The 14,644-nt window shown below is 49.5% G+C and carries 12 protein-coding genes; all 12 read right to left on the bottom strand.

Annotation, left to right across the window (positions count from 1 at the left end; genetic code table 11):
• Positions 1-127 precede the first annotated feature (127 nt).
• Positions 128-2,905, bottom strand: coding sequence for a beta-galactosidase (locus BM200_RS08320; protein ID WP_091183853.1), 2,778 nt, complete (start codon positions 2,903-2,905; stop codon positions 128-130).
• Between the two features lie 272 nt (positions 2,906-3,177).
• Entirely contained in the window at positions 3,178-4,248 is a 1,071-nt protein-coding gene (locus BM200_RS08315) for a LacI family DNA-binding transcriptional regulator (protein ID WP_091183850.1), read from the bottom strand.
• 220 nt (positions 4,249-4,468) lie between these two features.
• A complete protein-coding gene (gene nadE / locus BM200_RS08310; RefSeq protein ID WP_091183847.1) occupies positions 4,469-5,308 on the bottom strand; it encodes an ammonia-dependent NAD(+) synthetase in 840 nt (279 codons plus the stop codon).
• A gap of 28 nt (positions 5,309-5,336) precedes the next feature.
• A complete protein-coding gene (gene nadD, locus BM200_RS08305) occupies positions 5,337-5,966 on the bottom strand; it encodes a nicotinate-nucleotide adenylyltransferase (protein WP_091183845.1) in 630 nt (209 codons plus the stop codon).
• Positions 5,963-7,450 (bottom strand): nicotinate phosphoribosyltransferase, encoded by a 1,488-nt coding sequence (locus tag BM200_RS08300; protein WP_091186182.1) that lies wholly within the window; start codon positions 7,448-7,450, stop codon positions 5,963-5,965. The genes nadD and BM200_RS08300 overlap by 4 nt, the downstream gene beginning before the upstream one ends.
• Before the next feature lie 40 nt (positions 7,451-7,490).
• Positions 7,491-8,420 carry a cysteine hydrolase family protein gene (locus BM200_RS08295; protein WP_091183843.1) on the bottom strand — a complete coding sequence of 310 codons (930 nt, stop codon included), beginning with the start codon at positions 8,418-8,420 and terminating at the stop codon, positions 7,491-7,493.
• A gap of 80 nt (positions 8,421-8,500) precedes the next feature.
• The gene (locus BM200_RS08290) at positions 8,501-9,292 is read right to left on the bottom strand and encodes an NUDIX hydrolase (protein ID WP_091183840.1); all 792 of its coding nucleotides are present in this window, start codon (positions 9,290-9,292) and stop codon (positions 8,501-8,503) included.
• Positions 9,293-9,402: 110 nt separating this feature from the next.
• Complete coding sequence (locus BM200_RS08285) at positions 9,403-10,575, bottom strand: GerAB/ArcD/ProY family transporter (protein ID WP_091183838.1); 1,173 nt, start codon at positions 10,573-10,575, stop codon at positions 9,403-9,405.
• A 21-nt stretch (positions 10,576-10,596) separates the two neighbouring features.
• A complete protein-coding gene (locus BM200_RS08280; protein ID WP_091183836.1) occupies positions 10,597-10,821 on the bottom strand; it encodes a hypothetical protein in 225 nt (74 codons plus the stop codon).
• A gap of 20 nt (positions 10,822-10,841) precedes the next feature.
• Positions 10,842-12,023, bottom strand: a complete 1,182-nt coding sequence (locus tag BM200_RS08275) for a Ger(x)C family spore germination protein (protein WP_091183834.1) — start codon at positions 12,021-12,023, stop codon at positions 10,842-10,844.
• Between the two features lie 12 nt (positions 12,024-12,035).
• Entirely contained in the window at positions 12,036-13,583 is a 1,548-nt protein-coding gene (locus BM200_RS08270) for a spore germination protein (RefSeq protein WP_091183831.1), read from the bottom strand.
• 685 nt (positions 13,584-14,268) lie between these two features.
• On the bottom strand, positions 14,269-14,643 hold the full coding sequence (locus BM200_RS08260; protein WP_091183828.1) for a VOC family protein: 375 nt from the start codon (positions 14,641-14,643) through the stop codon (positions 14,269-14,271).
• Position 14,644 lies beyond the last annotated feature (1 nt).

Below are 14,644 nucleotides of genomic sequence, written 5' to 3'. Positions count from 1 at the left end.
GAGTACCTCCTTAAATGAATGGTCACGTGCTTTTTGTGACCATTCATACTTCGTAAGCATTAGCCAATGAATGGTCACGTGCTTTTTGTGACCATTCATACTTCGTAAGCATTAGCATAATATCGGGCTAGACCGGTTGAAGCCTAATGGCATCCAGCCTGCAAGGCCCGGCTTGATCGACTGCCTCCAAGAAGAGGTCAATTTCGCCTTCCTTCTTCTCGAACCACACGCCCGGCAGGTATACCGATTGCTGGCTGCCTCCGGTGATGACCGGCCGGCCTTCTTCACAAGGCGTCCAGATCCGTCCAACAAGGCGTCCTTCGAGAAACACCGTCAACTTAAGGCCTGATCCCGAGACCATTGCGCGCCAACCCTTGCCGTTATCTGAATTCTGAACGGTACCGTACAACCATGCCGTCTGACCCGGCTCCAGCCGCACCGGCAATATCGCATCCTGCGACTGTGCGCGTAAGGCTTTCGCATGGGCTGACAGCTCCGGCTCTTCGGCTCCGCTGATGATCCAATCGGATGCCTTAACTCCCTCGTACATGACAGCTCTTCTTCCGGCAGGAAGTCCGATTACTCTCTCGAGGAATATGGCAAGCTCTGCCGTCTGTCCAGCTGTGAGATGCGAGGATAAATCAAGATAAGGATCAAAAGGATGAACATCTCCTATCAGCTCGCCGTTTACAAACACCTTCGCCATCGACTGCATTCCTTCAAAGTGAAGCGTCCAGCTGTTTGCCCGCTCCCCCGGAATAAAGCTCTTCCGGTAATATTCGAAGGCGGGATGATCCGGCGATAACCAGCCTCCCAGATTAACAACCGGCCATAGCTTCCGGTCGACCTCTGCAGTAAGCTCCTCACGAAGCGTACGATCTGCTGCCCGATATACGCTCCAATTACGGCTCAGATCGTGCTGCTTCGTCACAAGCGTCATTCCTGTAAGCCCTTTCAAAGCATTGAGCTTTAAGCCTGGCAATCTGGAGTCATCAAAGTTGGAATGTCCCCATATTTCCGTGCGGGCTGTCAGCTTGCCTTGCTCCAGCCGTTCTTTCACCGGAAGATAACTGCTGCTGCCGCCTGGAACAGTAGTTCCCAAATAGCGACCATCCGCATAGAGCGAGATTACATCACTGCCATTCTTGATGAGCACCCCATGTGCTTGATCTGAGTCATGCGGTGAAACGGTCGCTTCATACCAGGCATAACCTCTGTAAATATCGCTTTGCTCCAGGTAGATTGCATGGTCCCTTGACTGCCTGGAATCCAGCGAAGTCATCGGCACCGCGCCATCCATAGAGCTAAGCTGCCAATCGGTAACTTCCTTCTGCGCTTCATCCGCTGAAGGACTATTTAAAGAGTGGGTGCTCGATAATCCTTCTTCATCCACATCATCCATATAAAGCGCTTTATCTTTATCGTGGATAACGATCGTCAAAAGGGAACCATTATCGTCTTTTACTCGGCATACCACATCCGTTAATCCTTCAAAGATGATGCTTAGCTGTCCATCCTGAAGCTCCGCCTGGCAATTTTCCGCTTCAACAGAAGCCATTCCTTGACCGCTAAGCTGAATTTGTCCCGCGCTCTCTGTATGGAAAGCGAGCACCAGCTTGGTGGATGCCTGCTTCACGAAGTAAAGCTCGGCTGTTGACTGCTCCAGTATTCCTTCTATTCCCCAGCCCGATAACGGAACCTGGCGGGGCAGTGCCAGCGATCGTCCTCCCCGCAGAATAAAGGAATGGGACCCGGTTATGGCTAGTTCCTTATCCTCGTCATCCAGGTTCGTCAGGAATAACAACTGGCCGCCGCCCTTCAACTCCAATACATACGGGCCTGCGATATTATTCCATTGACCGGTGCGTACGAGCTTCTCATCTGCTGCGCCAACTGCCTTGGCTTCTGCCAGCTTACTGCCGTAAGCTTCGATCATTCTGCCAAGCAGCTTCCCTTCATAAGCTTCATCGCGGATATGGCCTTCCGGTGAGATCATTCCTCCGAAGTCATAATCCGATGTCATGAAAGCGAGCGGCTTACCCCAGTTATTCGTGGCATTCGTGAAGCCAAAGTCTGTACCCGATACCTGAAGGTAAGGTCCAAGAAGCTTGGCACCGCAGCCAAGCAAGCGGCGAAGCAGGTAATGCGCACGGTTCGTTTCTGTAACCAGGAGCGGATAACCAAGCTCCTCCAGAATTCCGCCGTAATGAAGCACTTTCTGCTCGAATTCAGGATCACGGTTATCCGGGTAGAAGTTGCAGGTTGGAGCTACGCCTTCCGCAATTCCTGCTGCTTGCAGCAATCCGCCTTGACCTGCACAAGCAAAGAGAGGAACCGAGATGCCATGGCCAAGAGTCAAATCTCGTAATGCGCCAATATATCCTTCCGGATCTTTACAGTCGTAGAAGTCAAGCTCATTGTCGAGTTGAACCGCGATGACCGTTCCACCCTCTCCCGCCTGGTAGGCTTTGAGAAGAGGTATAATGCGGTCGAACCAGCTGGCTACTCGGGAGAGAAATATCGGATCATTCTGGCGTATCTCTATTCCCTGTGCGAGCAGATAAGCCGGAAGAGCACCGCCATCCCATTCGGAGCAAATATACGGTCCCGGTCTTGCGATAACCCATAATCCCGTATCTCTTGCTGCGGAGAGGAAGGCTTCGACATCACGCTCACCGGTGAAGTCCCACTCGCCTTCCCTTAATTCGTGATAGTTCCAAGGGAAGTAGACATCGATGCTGTTATAGCCATAAGCCTTAAGCTGTTCCATCCGTTCCTTCCACAAAAGCCTCGGAATCCGGAAGTAAAAGAGCGAAGCGCTTAGGAGAAGCTTTGGCTCTCCATGAATGCGTACAGCATCAGCATCGAATTGAACAGCCGATATCTTCTGTGTATCTAAACTCATGAGACACCCCCCGATCTATCACAATATGTATCCCGTTTCATGAAACCCGTTTCATTTTTTGGTAAAAATAAAATACACATTCGATCCGAAACAACATTAACTGTCATAATTACGGTATTCTTACGTGCATTTCATTTGAAATATATGATGATAGCCGGTTACATTGAAACGGGTTTCATTTTTATTCGAACAGTGGATTGCTTTGACACCTTGATTCTAAATCAGACATGAAAGCGTTGTCAAGAAAGTTTTTTGAAATATTTATCTGATCTTCAATTTGGTCCCTTTGACCCTGAAACATTAGGAGGAGCAGTCGACTCTCGAATAACCAGTTCCGGTCTGATCTTCGTCTTTTTGCTGACTTTGCTTTTGGTAATCATCTTATGCAGCTGCTCGGCAGCATATTTCCCGATGTCATAGCATTTGAGAGAGACGGTCGTCAGCTCCGGAATGCTGTTGGACGCATAAGGCACATCATCAAAGCCGACCAGCGACAAGTCCTGCGGTACACGTAAACCGGCATTATAAGCAGCCTTAAGCGCACCGATTGCCACCAGGTCATTCGCGCAAAATAACGCCGTTGGCCTCTCAGGCATACGTAGCAAATAATTCATAAACAGCTTGCCCTTCTCCACCGTAAACCCGCCATCCAAGATCCATTCTCTCCGGATTTTAAGCCCGTTCTTCTCCATGGTCTTAACAAAACCTTGCACACGTTGAAGGGTGTTGGCCATGCTCTGGTAGCCCCCCGCAAAGCCAATATCCCGATGACCCAAATCGATCAAATGCTGCGTTGCAAGCTCGGCTCCCTCCCTTTCATCCACGCAGACAGAGTGAATATTTTGCCCGGGCAGATTGCCATTAATGAGCAGGGTTGGCACACGCTTGCTGATATCAACGACCTCGCTGACCATCGCCTCGCTTGGCCTGGCCAGATTAATCCGGCCGCCGATCATGACGATGCCGTCTACTTGCTTTTCCATCAGCAGACCAAGATATTGCGATTCGCGTTCGTACTGTTCCTTCGAATCCCCGTTCGTCGATACGGTATCGCATAGAAAGAACGTGTAACCCTTGTTCCGCGCCTCCTGCTCAAAACCAGCCAGAACTGTCGGGAAAAAGGGATTCGTAATGTCCGGCAAAATAATGCCGATCATCCCTGTTTCCTTCTTGGACAAGCTTCGGGCTAATGCATTAGGCTGAAACTGGTACTTGTTCATCAATTCTACGATGCGATCTCTCGTTGACTTTTTCACAGGGGCGGTATTGTTCAAAACTCGCGATACCGTTGCAACCGATACATTCGCTTCCTTCGCAATATCATACACTGTAACCGGTTTCAAAAGTTCTCACTCCCCAATCCATTAGCTGATCACCAGTAGAATAGCAGATTTTTTCGAAAATAAAAACAATCTCTTACAATTATTTGTATTTAGTATTAACGACCTATACTTTTAACCCTGTTTACATGACAAGAAGCCTATCCCACTCGGGATAGCTCGGTCGATAATCTGTAGACCGGCTATCCTCGAGATTGGACGGATAGGCTTCTTGTGTTCACTCTTATTTTCCTTCGGTTTTCTTCCACCAACGGTCAAAAACCGTCACCGGCTGCTCCCGTTTATGAATCGTCCGGGTATACCAATTTTCAATCTTTTGACGGCTCTCTTCGCCAATTTCCTTGCCTTCCAGGTAGTTGTCGATATCATCGTAAGTCACGCCCAGCGCGACTTCATCGGCCAGCTGCGGCTTATTCTCCTCGAGGTCGGCAGTAGGGGTCTTCAGGTACAGATGCTCCGGGCAGCCAAGCTCCTTCAAAATCTGTCTTCCCTGCCGTTTGTTCAGCCGGTAGAGCGGAGTCAAGTCCGCCGCGCCATCGCCGAATTTTGTATAAAAGCCTGTAATGGCCTCAGCTGCATGGTCTGTGCCGATAACGAGTCCGTTCTCTTCAGCAGCGATCTCGAACTGCGCGATCATCCGCTCTCTTGCCTTCCGGTTGCCCTTTGTGAAGTCGCTAAGTTTCTTCCCTGTCCGAGCTTCATATTCCGCTGCCCCGGCATCAACGGCCGCTTTAATATTGATCGTGATGAAGCCTTCCGCCCCGATAAAAGCAATGGCATCCTGAGCATCCTGCTCATCCTTCTGAATGCCGTAAGGCAGCCGGACAGGAATGAACCGGTAGGTCTTTACTCCTTCTTCATCGTTTAATTCATTCACCGCCATCTGGCAAAGCTTGCCGGCAAGCGTCGAATCCTGTCCGCCCGAAATGCCAAGCACCAAGGCTGTTTTTCTGGCAAAGGTCATATAATCCTTTATAAAATCAATGGTTCTCCGAATTTCTTCCTGCGCGTCGATCTGCGTTTTTACACCCAATTTCTCAATAATCTGCTGCTGCAAGGTCATCGCCATGCGCCTCCTTTAATCGGTTTTCTTAAATGCGGTAAAGCCCGTTTTTCTTAATATAGTCATAGCAGGCATCCGGCAATAAATACCGTGGTTCCCCGCCCCGGCTGAACTCATCCCGGATGTAGGTGGAGCTGATCTCCATCGCCAGACCTTTGCTCATCAGCTGGAACCGGCCATCGTCATGATTGCGAAGCAGCGGCGACCGGGAGATCGCTTCCGTCATATCAATTCCATTACGTGCCATTATGATGAACTTATTTTCCTCAATCAATTCCTTCTCATGCGACCATTTTCCATCCGCAATATCGACCAGCAGATCTGCTCCCATAATGAAATAGAGCTCATCATCCGGGTATTTCTCGCGAAAATGCCTCATCGTATGGAACGTATACTGCATCCCGGCCAGTACATGAAGCTCATACGGATCCATGACGAATCTCGGATTATCCTGGATGGCAAGCTTAATCATATTCACCCGGTGCTCGTCGCTCGTATTGGTCTTCTTGTCATGCCTCATGCCGGAGGAAGGCAGGAAGATCACTAAATCCAGGTTTTTGCGGTGCGCCACAGTCGATGCCGTCCACAAATGCACATTCGTAACCGGGTCGAACGACGAGCCGTAAATGCCAATCTTCCGAGGTTTGGTTGTTGTCATGTCGCTTTGGCCACCCCTTCCGCTTTTTCCTTCATCGCATGGATGAGATTCATCTTGTTATCCCAGCAGCGTTGGCTTAAGTCTACCGGGTAAGCCTCGGGATTCTGATTCCGCTTGTATTCATCCCAGAGCAAATCCAGATTCCCCTTGGCAAACGCCTGTACCTCATACAGCTGAGGCACTTCATACACCAGCTTGCCGCCTACGAAAATATCCGTATGAAGCTCCCTCGCCTCATAATCCGCCACGAATTTGCTGATATAGGTGTACACCGGATGGAACATCTTGAGCCGCCCTTCCTCCTGCGGTTTCTCCTCTTCCAGTGCAATGTAGTCGCCCTCCGAGCGATGATTCACCAGATTAATGATTCGGTATAGCTTCTTCATCCCCGGCGTTGTTACTTTCTCGGGATTGCCCGAAATTTTGATCGTATCGACCATATTTCCAGTTTCATCTTCTATCGCCACAATTTTATAGACTGCGCCTAAAGCCGGCTGATCATACGCCGTAATGAGCTTTGTTCCGATTCCCCAGGCGTCGATCACGGCTCCTTGCGACTGCAAATTCATAATCGTGTGTTCGTCGAGATCATTCGAGGCATATATTCTCGTCTCTTGGAATCCCGCTTTATTAAGCAGCTTGCGGACCTCCTTCGACAGATAAGCCAGGTCCCCCGAATCCAGCCGGACGCCTTCGAACAAGTCTTTAATATCAAGCTCCTTCACTACGCGGATGGCGTTATGAATGCCCGATTTGAGCGTATCGTACGTATCGATAAGAAAGACGCATTTGCGGTTCATTTGCTTCTGACGTTTGGCGTAACGGTAGAAGGCTTCGTATTCATCAAGCATGGCCTGCACCATCGCATGGGCATGCGTACCCGACACCTTCGCGCCAAACCGTTTGCCGCAGCGCACATTCGAAGTCGCATCGCAGCCGCCGATAATCGCAGCCCGCGAGCCCCATAGTGCAGCGTCCATTTCATGAGCCCGGCGTGTCCCGAACTCCAAGAGCGGCGCGCCTTCTCCTACCACATTACGGATTCTCGATGCCTTCGTCGCAATAAGCGTCTGATAATTCACGATGTTAAGCAGCGCGGTCTCGATGAACTGGGCTTCAGCCAGCGTACCCTCTACACGGAGAATCGCTTCGTTGCCGAAGACCAGCTCCCCTTCGCGCATCGCGGTAATTTTCCCGTTAAAGCGCAGCTGCCCTAGGTAAGCCAGGAAATCCTCTTCGTAACCGAGCTCCTCCTGAAGATAAGCAAGATCCGATGCTGTAAACGCAAAGCCTTGCACAAATTCAATAATCCGCTCAAGTCCTGCAAATATCGCATAACCGTTACCGAAAGGCAGCTTGCGGAAAAAGAGTTCAAATACCGCTTTCCGCTGGCTCATCCCTTCCGCCCAATACGTCTCCACCATGTTCACCTGGTATAAATCCGTATGCAAGGCAAGGCTGTCGTCCGCGTATTCCTTCTTCATTGCCTTCAAGTCATCCATCTCCCGTTACCTCCAGTTATGCTTATATAGTCAGGCCTTCCGCTGTCATAAGCCGAATGCCGTATCGGTTCGCTAATTCCTCTATAGCTGTAACCGTCAACCCTTCCGTACCCGGAATCGGGCTCGAGCAATCCGTCAGCAGATGAATGCTTTCCGTGAATGCCCGGTTATCCGCATGATGCTCCAAAATATGCTTCAGCGTATCAAGCACGCAGTGCGAAAGTGCCTGGCCTGCGATATAAATTTTATTGTAATCCGGCATTCCGTCCAGGAATGCCCGGTTCGCTGCGCTTGCCACGCCATCCTCCCGGTAGAACGCGCCATACATTTCGCTAAGCGGGTCCTGCCCTTTCGCCAGAATAACCGGCGTGCTTCTTCTGGCCACCGTATGGAAGTAGACCAGATTCATGAACTGGCTTTCGAATTCCACGCCGTTTGTCCCCTCCAGACAGTGGTACGGCCAGATTCTGAGCTCTCTCTTCCCGCCCGCCTTAAGCTCATGAAGATAAGCCAGGCTCCTCGCCGGCGAATAGACCGGCGTCCAATCCCCATTTATCACGGACTCTACCGTAATGACCGTTTCGACGGGCACGGGATGTTGTCCGTTCCGGTCCAGCCACCAGCAAGGATGGAAAATTTGAAGCGGCGTATGGACATCTTTGGTGAGTGCAATTTGTGTGATTTTATGCAAATTTTGGTACACAAACTTTCCAAGACGGACAGTATCCTGGACCGAACCGGGAACCCCCAAGTCCCCTCCTTCGATGAAGCTGTTCTGCTGATCAATAACAAGAAGCAGGATCCGATCCTCATCTGACTCTGCAGGTGGAAGCTGCTCCTTCGCCGCTTCAGTCAGCACAGCATTAATTGTGATGCTGCTTTTGCCGCCAATCTCTTGCTCTTGGAACAAACGGTGAAGCGGAGTAACAAGCAGCTGATGATTTGTTTTCATTTCGGAGTCTCTCCCTTTATTCCTTATTTCATGTTTTATGAAATATTATTACTAAAAAGAACAGGTATTGTGACAATACCTTAGAAGTAGATGGACTCCAGAGGTTCTCCCTCTTTGAAACGGTACAAAATCGATGGACGTTTGGAGTTTCTGGATGTTGTTTTGTTTTCACCGTTTGTCTTCACTACTTCAATGAACGGAAGCCTTTCGGCACGGTTGCGGAACGTTGAATATTTGGCCACCTTCGGGCTGTCCGTAACGGTCAGCAGCACGCTTTGCAGTTCGCTTAACGTAAATTCCTGCGGCAGGAAGTTGCGGGCGACGGTCGAGAGCAGCATATGCCTGCGAATGATCTCATACGCATCGGCGATCACTTGGCGGTGATCGAAGGCAAGCTCCAGCTCCTTGAGCTCCTCGATGGTAAAAAGCGCAACATCCTCGGCGTCATCCGCGGCTTTCCGCTTCTCGAGGTAATCCTCCGGCACGATAGCGTAGTGGGCATTCGATATGATCCAGCCTCGCTTATCCCGGCCGAGCTTATCATATACCCCGTAATGCTGGATATGAATGCCCTCTACCCCCGTCTCTTCGGACAGTTCGCGTTTGGCCGCTTCATAGGCAATCTCCTCTGGATCGATAAATCCTCCGGGAAGCGCCCATTTCCCGCCTTCAATATTGGGATTCCCTTGAATATCCAGCCGTGACCGGCGGATCAGCATCAGCTTTAACGTCCGCTTCGGCGGCTTGTTTGGCGCAATTGGCTCGCTGATAATCGTAAATACGGCAATATCGCTTGTATAGCCATCCGGCGTCCGGTATTTCTTCGGATCGTAATGGGCGAGAACTTCTTCTTCGGAATTGTAGCGGGCCATTCGAGTCACCTCAATAATATTTCATATTTCATATTTCATATTTTATTATTTATAGACACATCTTATCATGGTCCCGCTTCTGGAGCAATAGTTTTCCGGAAATAATTTGCCTAATTTTTCTGCTGCTGTTGCTGCTGTTGCTGCTGTTGCTGCTGTTGCTGCTGTTGCTGTTGCTCCTCTTTCTGCTGCTTTTTCTGCTTAAACGCAAGTAAGAGAATCAGAATAATGAGCGGCAGCACAAGGAAAAATGTCAAGTCAAACCACGGATAATACTCAATCAAAATCTTGTTATAAATGACGATATTGGGTGTACCCACAACCGTGCCGACCAACAAAATCATGCCCAGGGGTATGGTCAGCATCTTGCTCTCCTGCAGTTGAAACACCTGCGCAAGGCCTGTCGTAATCGTGAAGAAATGAAGCAGGGTTTTGTAAAACACCGTAATAATCCACAAAAAGGCCATGACCGCCTCTATCCGCTCAAAAAAGTGACCGATCATAATTTTCTGGGCGAGAACAAAGGTTGGATAATATTTGCTCTCCATCAGGCTTGGCCCGAGTACAAGGACGCAGAGGAGTACAACCAGGAATAGGACCATGCCCCCTACCGCAAAACCCGTCATTATCGGTTTCGTCAGCTTACTGCTGCCCGTAACATACGGCACAAGCATAAGCAGCACAACCATTTCAACGAACCCCGTACAATAGGCAGGCAGCGCCCCGTTCATAATCGGAAAGATACCCTTCGCCATAATCGGTTGAACATTCGGCCAATCCACTTGGGGCAACAGGAAGACAACAAGCATCACAAACAGCCCCATAAAGACCGGAAACAGCAGCTCGCCCATTCTCGCATAAGCTTCGATCCCATACCGGTAAGCAATGATAACGACCGTTGAAAAGAACAAAATGATTGCCGTAACCGGAGTCTCCGGCATCAACTGCGTTGTCATAAATTGGCTCATTTCGCTAAGCAGTGTTAGGCAACACATAAACGAGGAGAACAAGAAGAGAAGGAATAAGAAGCCCCCGAACCATACCCCGAGCCTTTGCCGGATCGCTTCATACAGGCTTAACCGATGAAGCTTATTGGCAATAGTGGCGAACAATCCTCCTGTGGCAAGCCCGACAATAAAGGCAAGCAGCATGGACAGCCAGGCGTCCTGCTTGGAGGAGGCCGCCGTAATAGTAGGCATAATAAGGATGGAATCGCCAACCGTTCCGATCATGATAAGGATGCAAAACTGTCTGACCGATATTTTACTATTCTTATAAATCGGCATACTTGACCTCCCCCTTTCCCTCTACATCGTTGTTGTCCCCCCGGTCCATCCGTACATCCATTTAATTAGCATAAACGGATTGGGGAGCTTCACTTGAAGTATCAAAGCACTACACAATGCACTTCCCGCCAAAAGAAGCACAAGGAATATAACTAGCTCGCGGAATTGCTTCCGGCGGATAAGACCGGGCGCTTCCAGCCAGAAGGTGCCTGCCGCTAAAGCCAAAATAGCAATTACGGATGCCATTTCTTGCTGCTCCCCTTTCCTTATCTGATCGTGCTATTCATTGCCGTGCCGGTATTCCGGATAAACAGCTGGATTTTGTAATCAACCTTAATTTCCGGAAAATATTCATCGCCCCATCGATCCTTGACCTGGTTCCAGAAAGCGGGATGCTCCTTCTCCATCTGGGTGCCAAAGCCAAAAACATCCGACTTCATCCCCTTGGCCCGTGAAACGGCATCTTCAACATTGGATTGAATGATTTGCTTCGTCTTAGCCTCTATTTGCTCGATCGTTTCAGGCTTGGATAAGTCAACATCCTTGCACGATCTCTCGACGATATTTGCTTCCGTTCGGATGGATACTTCGACCTCCGGATTTCCGCCTACAACCTTTGTTTTGATTTTGGAATCGGAGGAGGTCACCTCTATCCCTAAATATCGCTGTTCCCCGCATGGTACAGCGATCGTAGTACTATCCAGATTATTCGTAATATCGGTATAGCCCCTGCTCTCCCTTTCGTTTAGCCAGCCAATGAGCTTATCCTCCTTGAACGCTGCAATACCTGAATAATGCAATCGGCTCGGCGGCATAAATTTCTCTACGTTTTGTTTTGTTGCTCCTACTTCAGGGCTGCCAATGATCCGTATGCCGGTCAAAGCAAGCTCGCTCCCTTGCGAAGAGAGACTATTTATGACTTCATCCAACGTCACGGCAATGGTTGGCGCCCAATTCTTCTCGGAGGTCTGCAGCGACTGCTGCATGCTGTAGCTCGGCAGCTTCTCCAGCGGCGTATACACCTTCAGAACATCCTCCGCTTTGTTTCCTTTTGCGATGATAATATTGAAATCCATCCGTGTTTCATTATCGCGGGCGGTGACGTCTATTAACTCGTTGATGCCTCTTCTAGCTGCTTCCTCGCCGATAACATACATTTGCAGATGCCCTAAGTACACCTTGCGCGGTGCTTCGGTGGTAACCGATCTGGCCGCCTCAAACAACGTTCTTCCTCTTCCCTGAAAAAGAGTGCTCGGCGGACGATCCCCCCTTTTTTGCTGATTGGAGATCTCGCTCGGGTTTACAACCTGGTACGAAACAAGATAATGTCCGTCCTCCCAATCTATCCCCATCCCCAGCACAATCAGAAGCTCGTTCAGCTCCCTTCTGCTCCAGCAGCCTGTCAGCATAATAAGGCAAAGCATCGAAATGGCAAATTTGTAGAGCATGATGTTGCCTCCTTAACTCTTGCGGATTCTGCTCGAGTTGGCTTCGAGTGAGGTATCCGGCCGTTTGAACGCGAGCCATCTTGGCAAACGGAACAAGGCGTCCTGCATATCCGTTTGTTTGTATGGCGCCAGCGGAGCCATAAACGGCTCTCCAAAGGAACGCAAAGCGCACAGATGGAGCATGAGGACAAAGAAGCCCATAATGATCCCAAACAGGCCAAAGCTTGCCGCCACCCCCATGAAAACAAAACGCAGAACACGTATCGGTATCGACATGCTGTATGCCGGAACCGTGAAAGTGGAAATCGCGGTAATCGATACGACAATAACCATCGCCGCGGATACGATTCCCGCTTCTACCGCTGCCTGTCCGATTACAAGCGTACCCACGACGGATACCGCTTGACCGATCGCGCGCGGCATGCGCAAACCTGCTTCCCTTAAAATCTCGAAAGTGATCTCCATAATCATCGCCTCGAAAAAGGCCGGAAACGGTACGCCTTCCCGCTGCGCTGCCAAAGAGATGAGCAGGGATGCGGGCAGCATATCCCGATGAAAGGTGGTGATCGCAATATAGAGAGACGGGAAAAACAGCGAGATAAAGACGCTTCCGAATCTCAGAACACGCAATAAGCTCGCATAGAAGAAACGCTGGTAATAGTCCTCCGTCGATTGAAAAAAGGTGACGAGCTGGGTTGGCGCAATAAGGACGTTAGGCGTTCCTTCAACCAGAATGGCTATTTTCCCTTCCAGCAGCTGGCCTGCCACATTATCCGGAAGTTCGGTATTAAATACCGTAGGGAACAGCGACCATTTGCCGTCCTCAATTTGTTCCTCTATATATCCGCTGTCGAGAATTCCGTCGATCTGAATTTTACTTAGCCTGTCGCGGACCATCTGCAGAACAGCCGGCTTTGCCAACCCGTTTATGTACATAATGGTCACGTCCGTTTGGGTGAGTTGGCCGATGGTAACCGTTTCAAGCCAGAGCCGGGGATCTTTGATTTTTCGCCGGACCAGTGATGTATTGGTACGCAGAGTCTCGGTAAAGCTTTCCCGGGGACCCCGCACGGACGTCTGGTTCGTAGACTCCGTAACGTCCCTGCCCTTCCATTCCCGGATGTCGGCACTGTATGCGTATTTATGCCCGCGCAATAAAATAATGGCTTCGCCGGACAGCAGCTTTTTATAAAGCAAGCCCAGGTCGGAGATGGTACGGATGGGACCCATCCCGTTTAACAGTTTTTTCGCAAGTGCCCCCGCATCAAGCGTTTCCATATCCTCCCCAAAGCGGGGCAAGGAATAGTCCAAGACATCAAAAATGTATTGATTAATAGCCATCGCGTTAGACAGTCCGTCAATGTAAACAACCGCCGCGGCCGCCGTGTTGATCCCGGTGTTATGGATCTGTCGCATGATCAGATCATCACTGCCGCCCATATCGCGCTTCAGCCGTATTAGATTATTTTCAACCACAGGGTCTATTGGAATGTTGGCGTACTCGGGCGGCAATTGGTTGTCATTGGCGCTCGAACGATTCGGGAACTGTTGCCGGTGCATAAGCGAGCCTTCCTCCCAAGATGAATGTCTATCCTTCCCATTATGACCATCCGCCAAGGGGGGCTAAACTTGGGTCAGGGCAGAAAAAAAGAGCCCTATAAAAGCGCTCAATTTTTCTTGCTCCAAATATTTAGATATAAGTCCGTAACCGTCAGCTCCACCATACCCTTTTCCTGTAAAGATATATCTTGCTTCCCTCATCTCTGAAGCCTATTCTATATCCTCCTGAATTTGCACTTCCAGTGTTATCGACCCAATCTACATAAATTCGATAGGTACCGTCATTGTACAAGTCTTTTCCAATGTTACTCTCCAAATCTGAAAGATTAATAGACACCTTGTATGTCTCATGCAATACATAACCGTTCTGATCGGAGTAATCCTCTGTATTGTTCGCGATAGCAGCCATATCAACCGTTGATAAAAACCATAACCCATTAGGCTTAAAAGCCAAATACATAGCCACAATGAAAAGAATTAACAGGACTATTTTGTGTTTTATTGTTGATTTCATACGATTTGGGAGACTCTCCGTTCACTATAAAAAGTCCAATGTAAAACACAACTGGCGGAATGCTTTTATGAAGCCCCTACCAAATTCCCCCCGCGACGGCGATGACGAGCGTTACCGTCCATTCAACATAAAAGCCCTGATGATCCGTGACCATCAAGGCTGGTACAACATTTATTTTCTTTCCATGACCGCGAAATAGTTGTCTTCCTCATCGGCAAAGTTAAACACCCGGCCGAAGGGCAGATCAAGAAGCTCTCCGACTGTAACGTTCTTATTCTTGAAGTCGCTGTAGAGCTCATCCAGCTTGTCCGAGAAGAACATTAACGACGGCGTACCCAGGTTTACTCCGACCGACATTTTAGCAACCACTTCTTTATCGTGAAGAATGATCGACGTCTGCGCACCTTCGGGAGCGAGCTCAATCCATTTCTGGCCCATCGCTTCTTCCTCAGCCACAACCTTAAACCCTGCTTTCTCCGTCCAAAACTCACGTGCCTTGTCCTGGTCGTTCACGTACAGCATGACTTGTCCAAGCTGATTAATCATT

Source organism: Paenibacillus catalpae (assembly GCF_900112695.1).
Taxonomy (GTDB): Bacteria; Bacillota; Bacilli; order Paenibacillales; family Paenibacillaceae; genus Pristimantibacillus; species Pristimantibacillus catalpae.
Note: the sequence above shows the minus strand (reverse complement) of the source record. Positions and strands in the feature narration are given on the sequence as shown.

Bases quoted from the DNA above. Each gene is read 5' to 3' on its own strand.
- BM200_RS08320 (WP_091183853.1), bottom strand. From the start codon at position 2,905: ATGAGTTTAGATACACAGAAGATATCGGCTGTTCAATTCGATGCTGAT.
- nadE (WP_091183847.1), bottom strand. From the start codon at position 5,308: ATGACCTTGCAGCAGCAGATTATTGAGAAATTGGGTGTAAAAACGCAG.
- BM200_RS08260 (WP_091183828.1), bottom strand. From the start codon at position 14,643: ATGATTAATCAGCTTGGACAAGTCATGCTGTACGTGAACGACCAGGAC.
- BM200_RS08275 (WP_091183834.1), bottom strand. From the start codon at position 12,023: ATGCTCTACAAATTTGCCATTTCGATGCTTTGCCTTATTATGCTGACA.
- BM200_RS08285 (WP_091183838.1), bottom strand. From the start codon at position 10,575: ATGCCGATTTATAAGAATAGTAAAATATCGGTCAGACAGTTTTGCATC.
- BM200_RS08300 (WP_091186182.1), bottom strand. From the start codon at position 7,450: ATGAAGAAGGAATACGCGGACGACAGCCTTGCCTTGCATACGGATTTA.
- BM200_RS08295 (WP_091183843.1), bottom strand. From the start codon at position 8,420: ATGAAAACAAATCATCAGCTGCTTGTTACTCCGCTTCACCGTTTGTTC.
- BM200_RS08290 (WP_091183840.1), bottom strand. From the start codon at position 9,292: ATGGCCCGCTACAATTCCGAAGAAGAAGTTCTCGCCCATTACGATCCG.
- nadD (WP_091183845.1), bottom strand. From the start codon at position 5,966: ATGACAACAACCAAACCTCGGAAGATTGGCATTTACGGCTCGTCGTTC.
- BM200_RS08280 (WP_091183836.1), bottom strand. From the start codon at position 10,821: ATGGCATCCGTAATTGCTATTTTGGCTTTAGCGGCAGGCACCTTCTGG.
- BM200_RS08270 (WP_091183831.1), bottom strand. From the start codon at position 13,583: ATGCACCGGCAACAGTTCCCGAATCGTTCGAGCGCCAATGACAACCAA.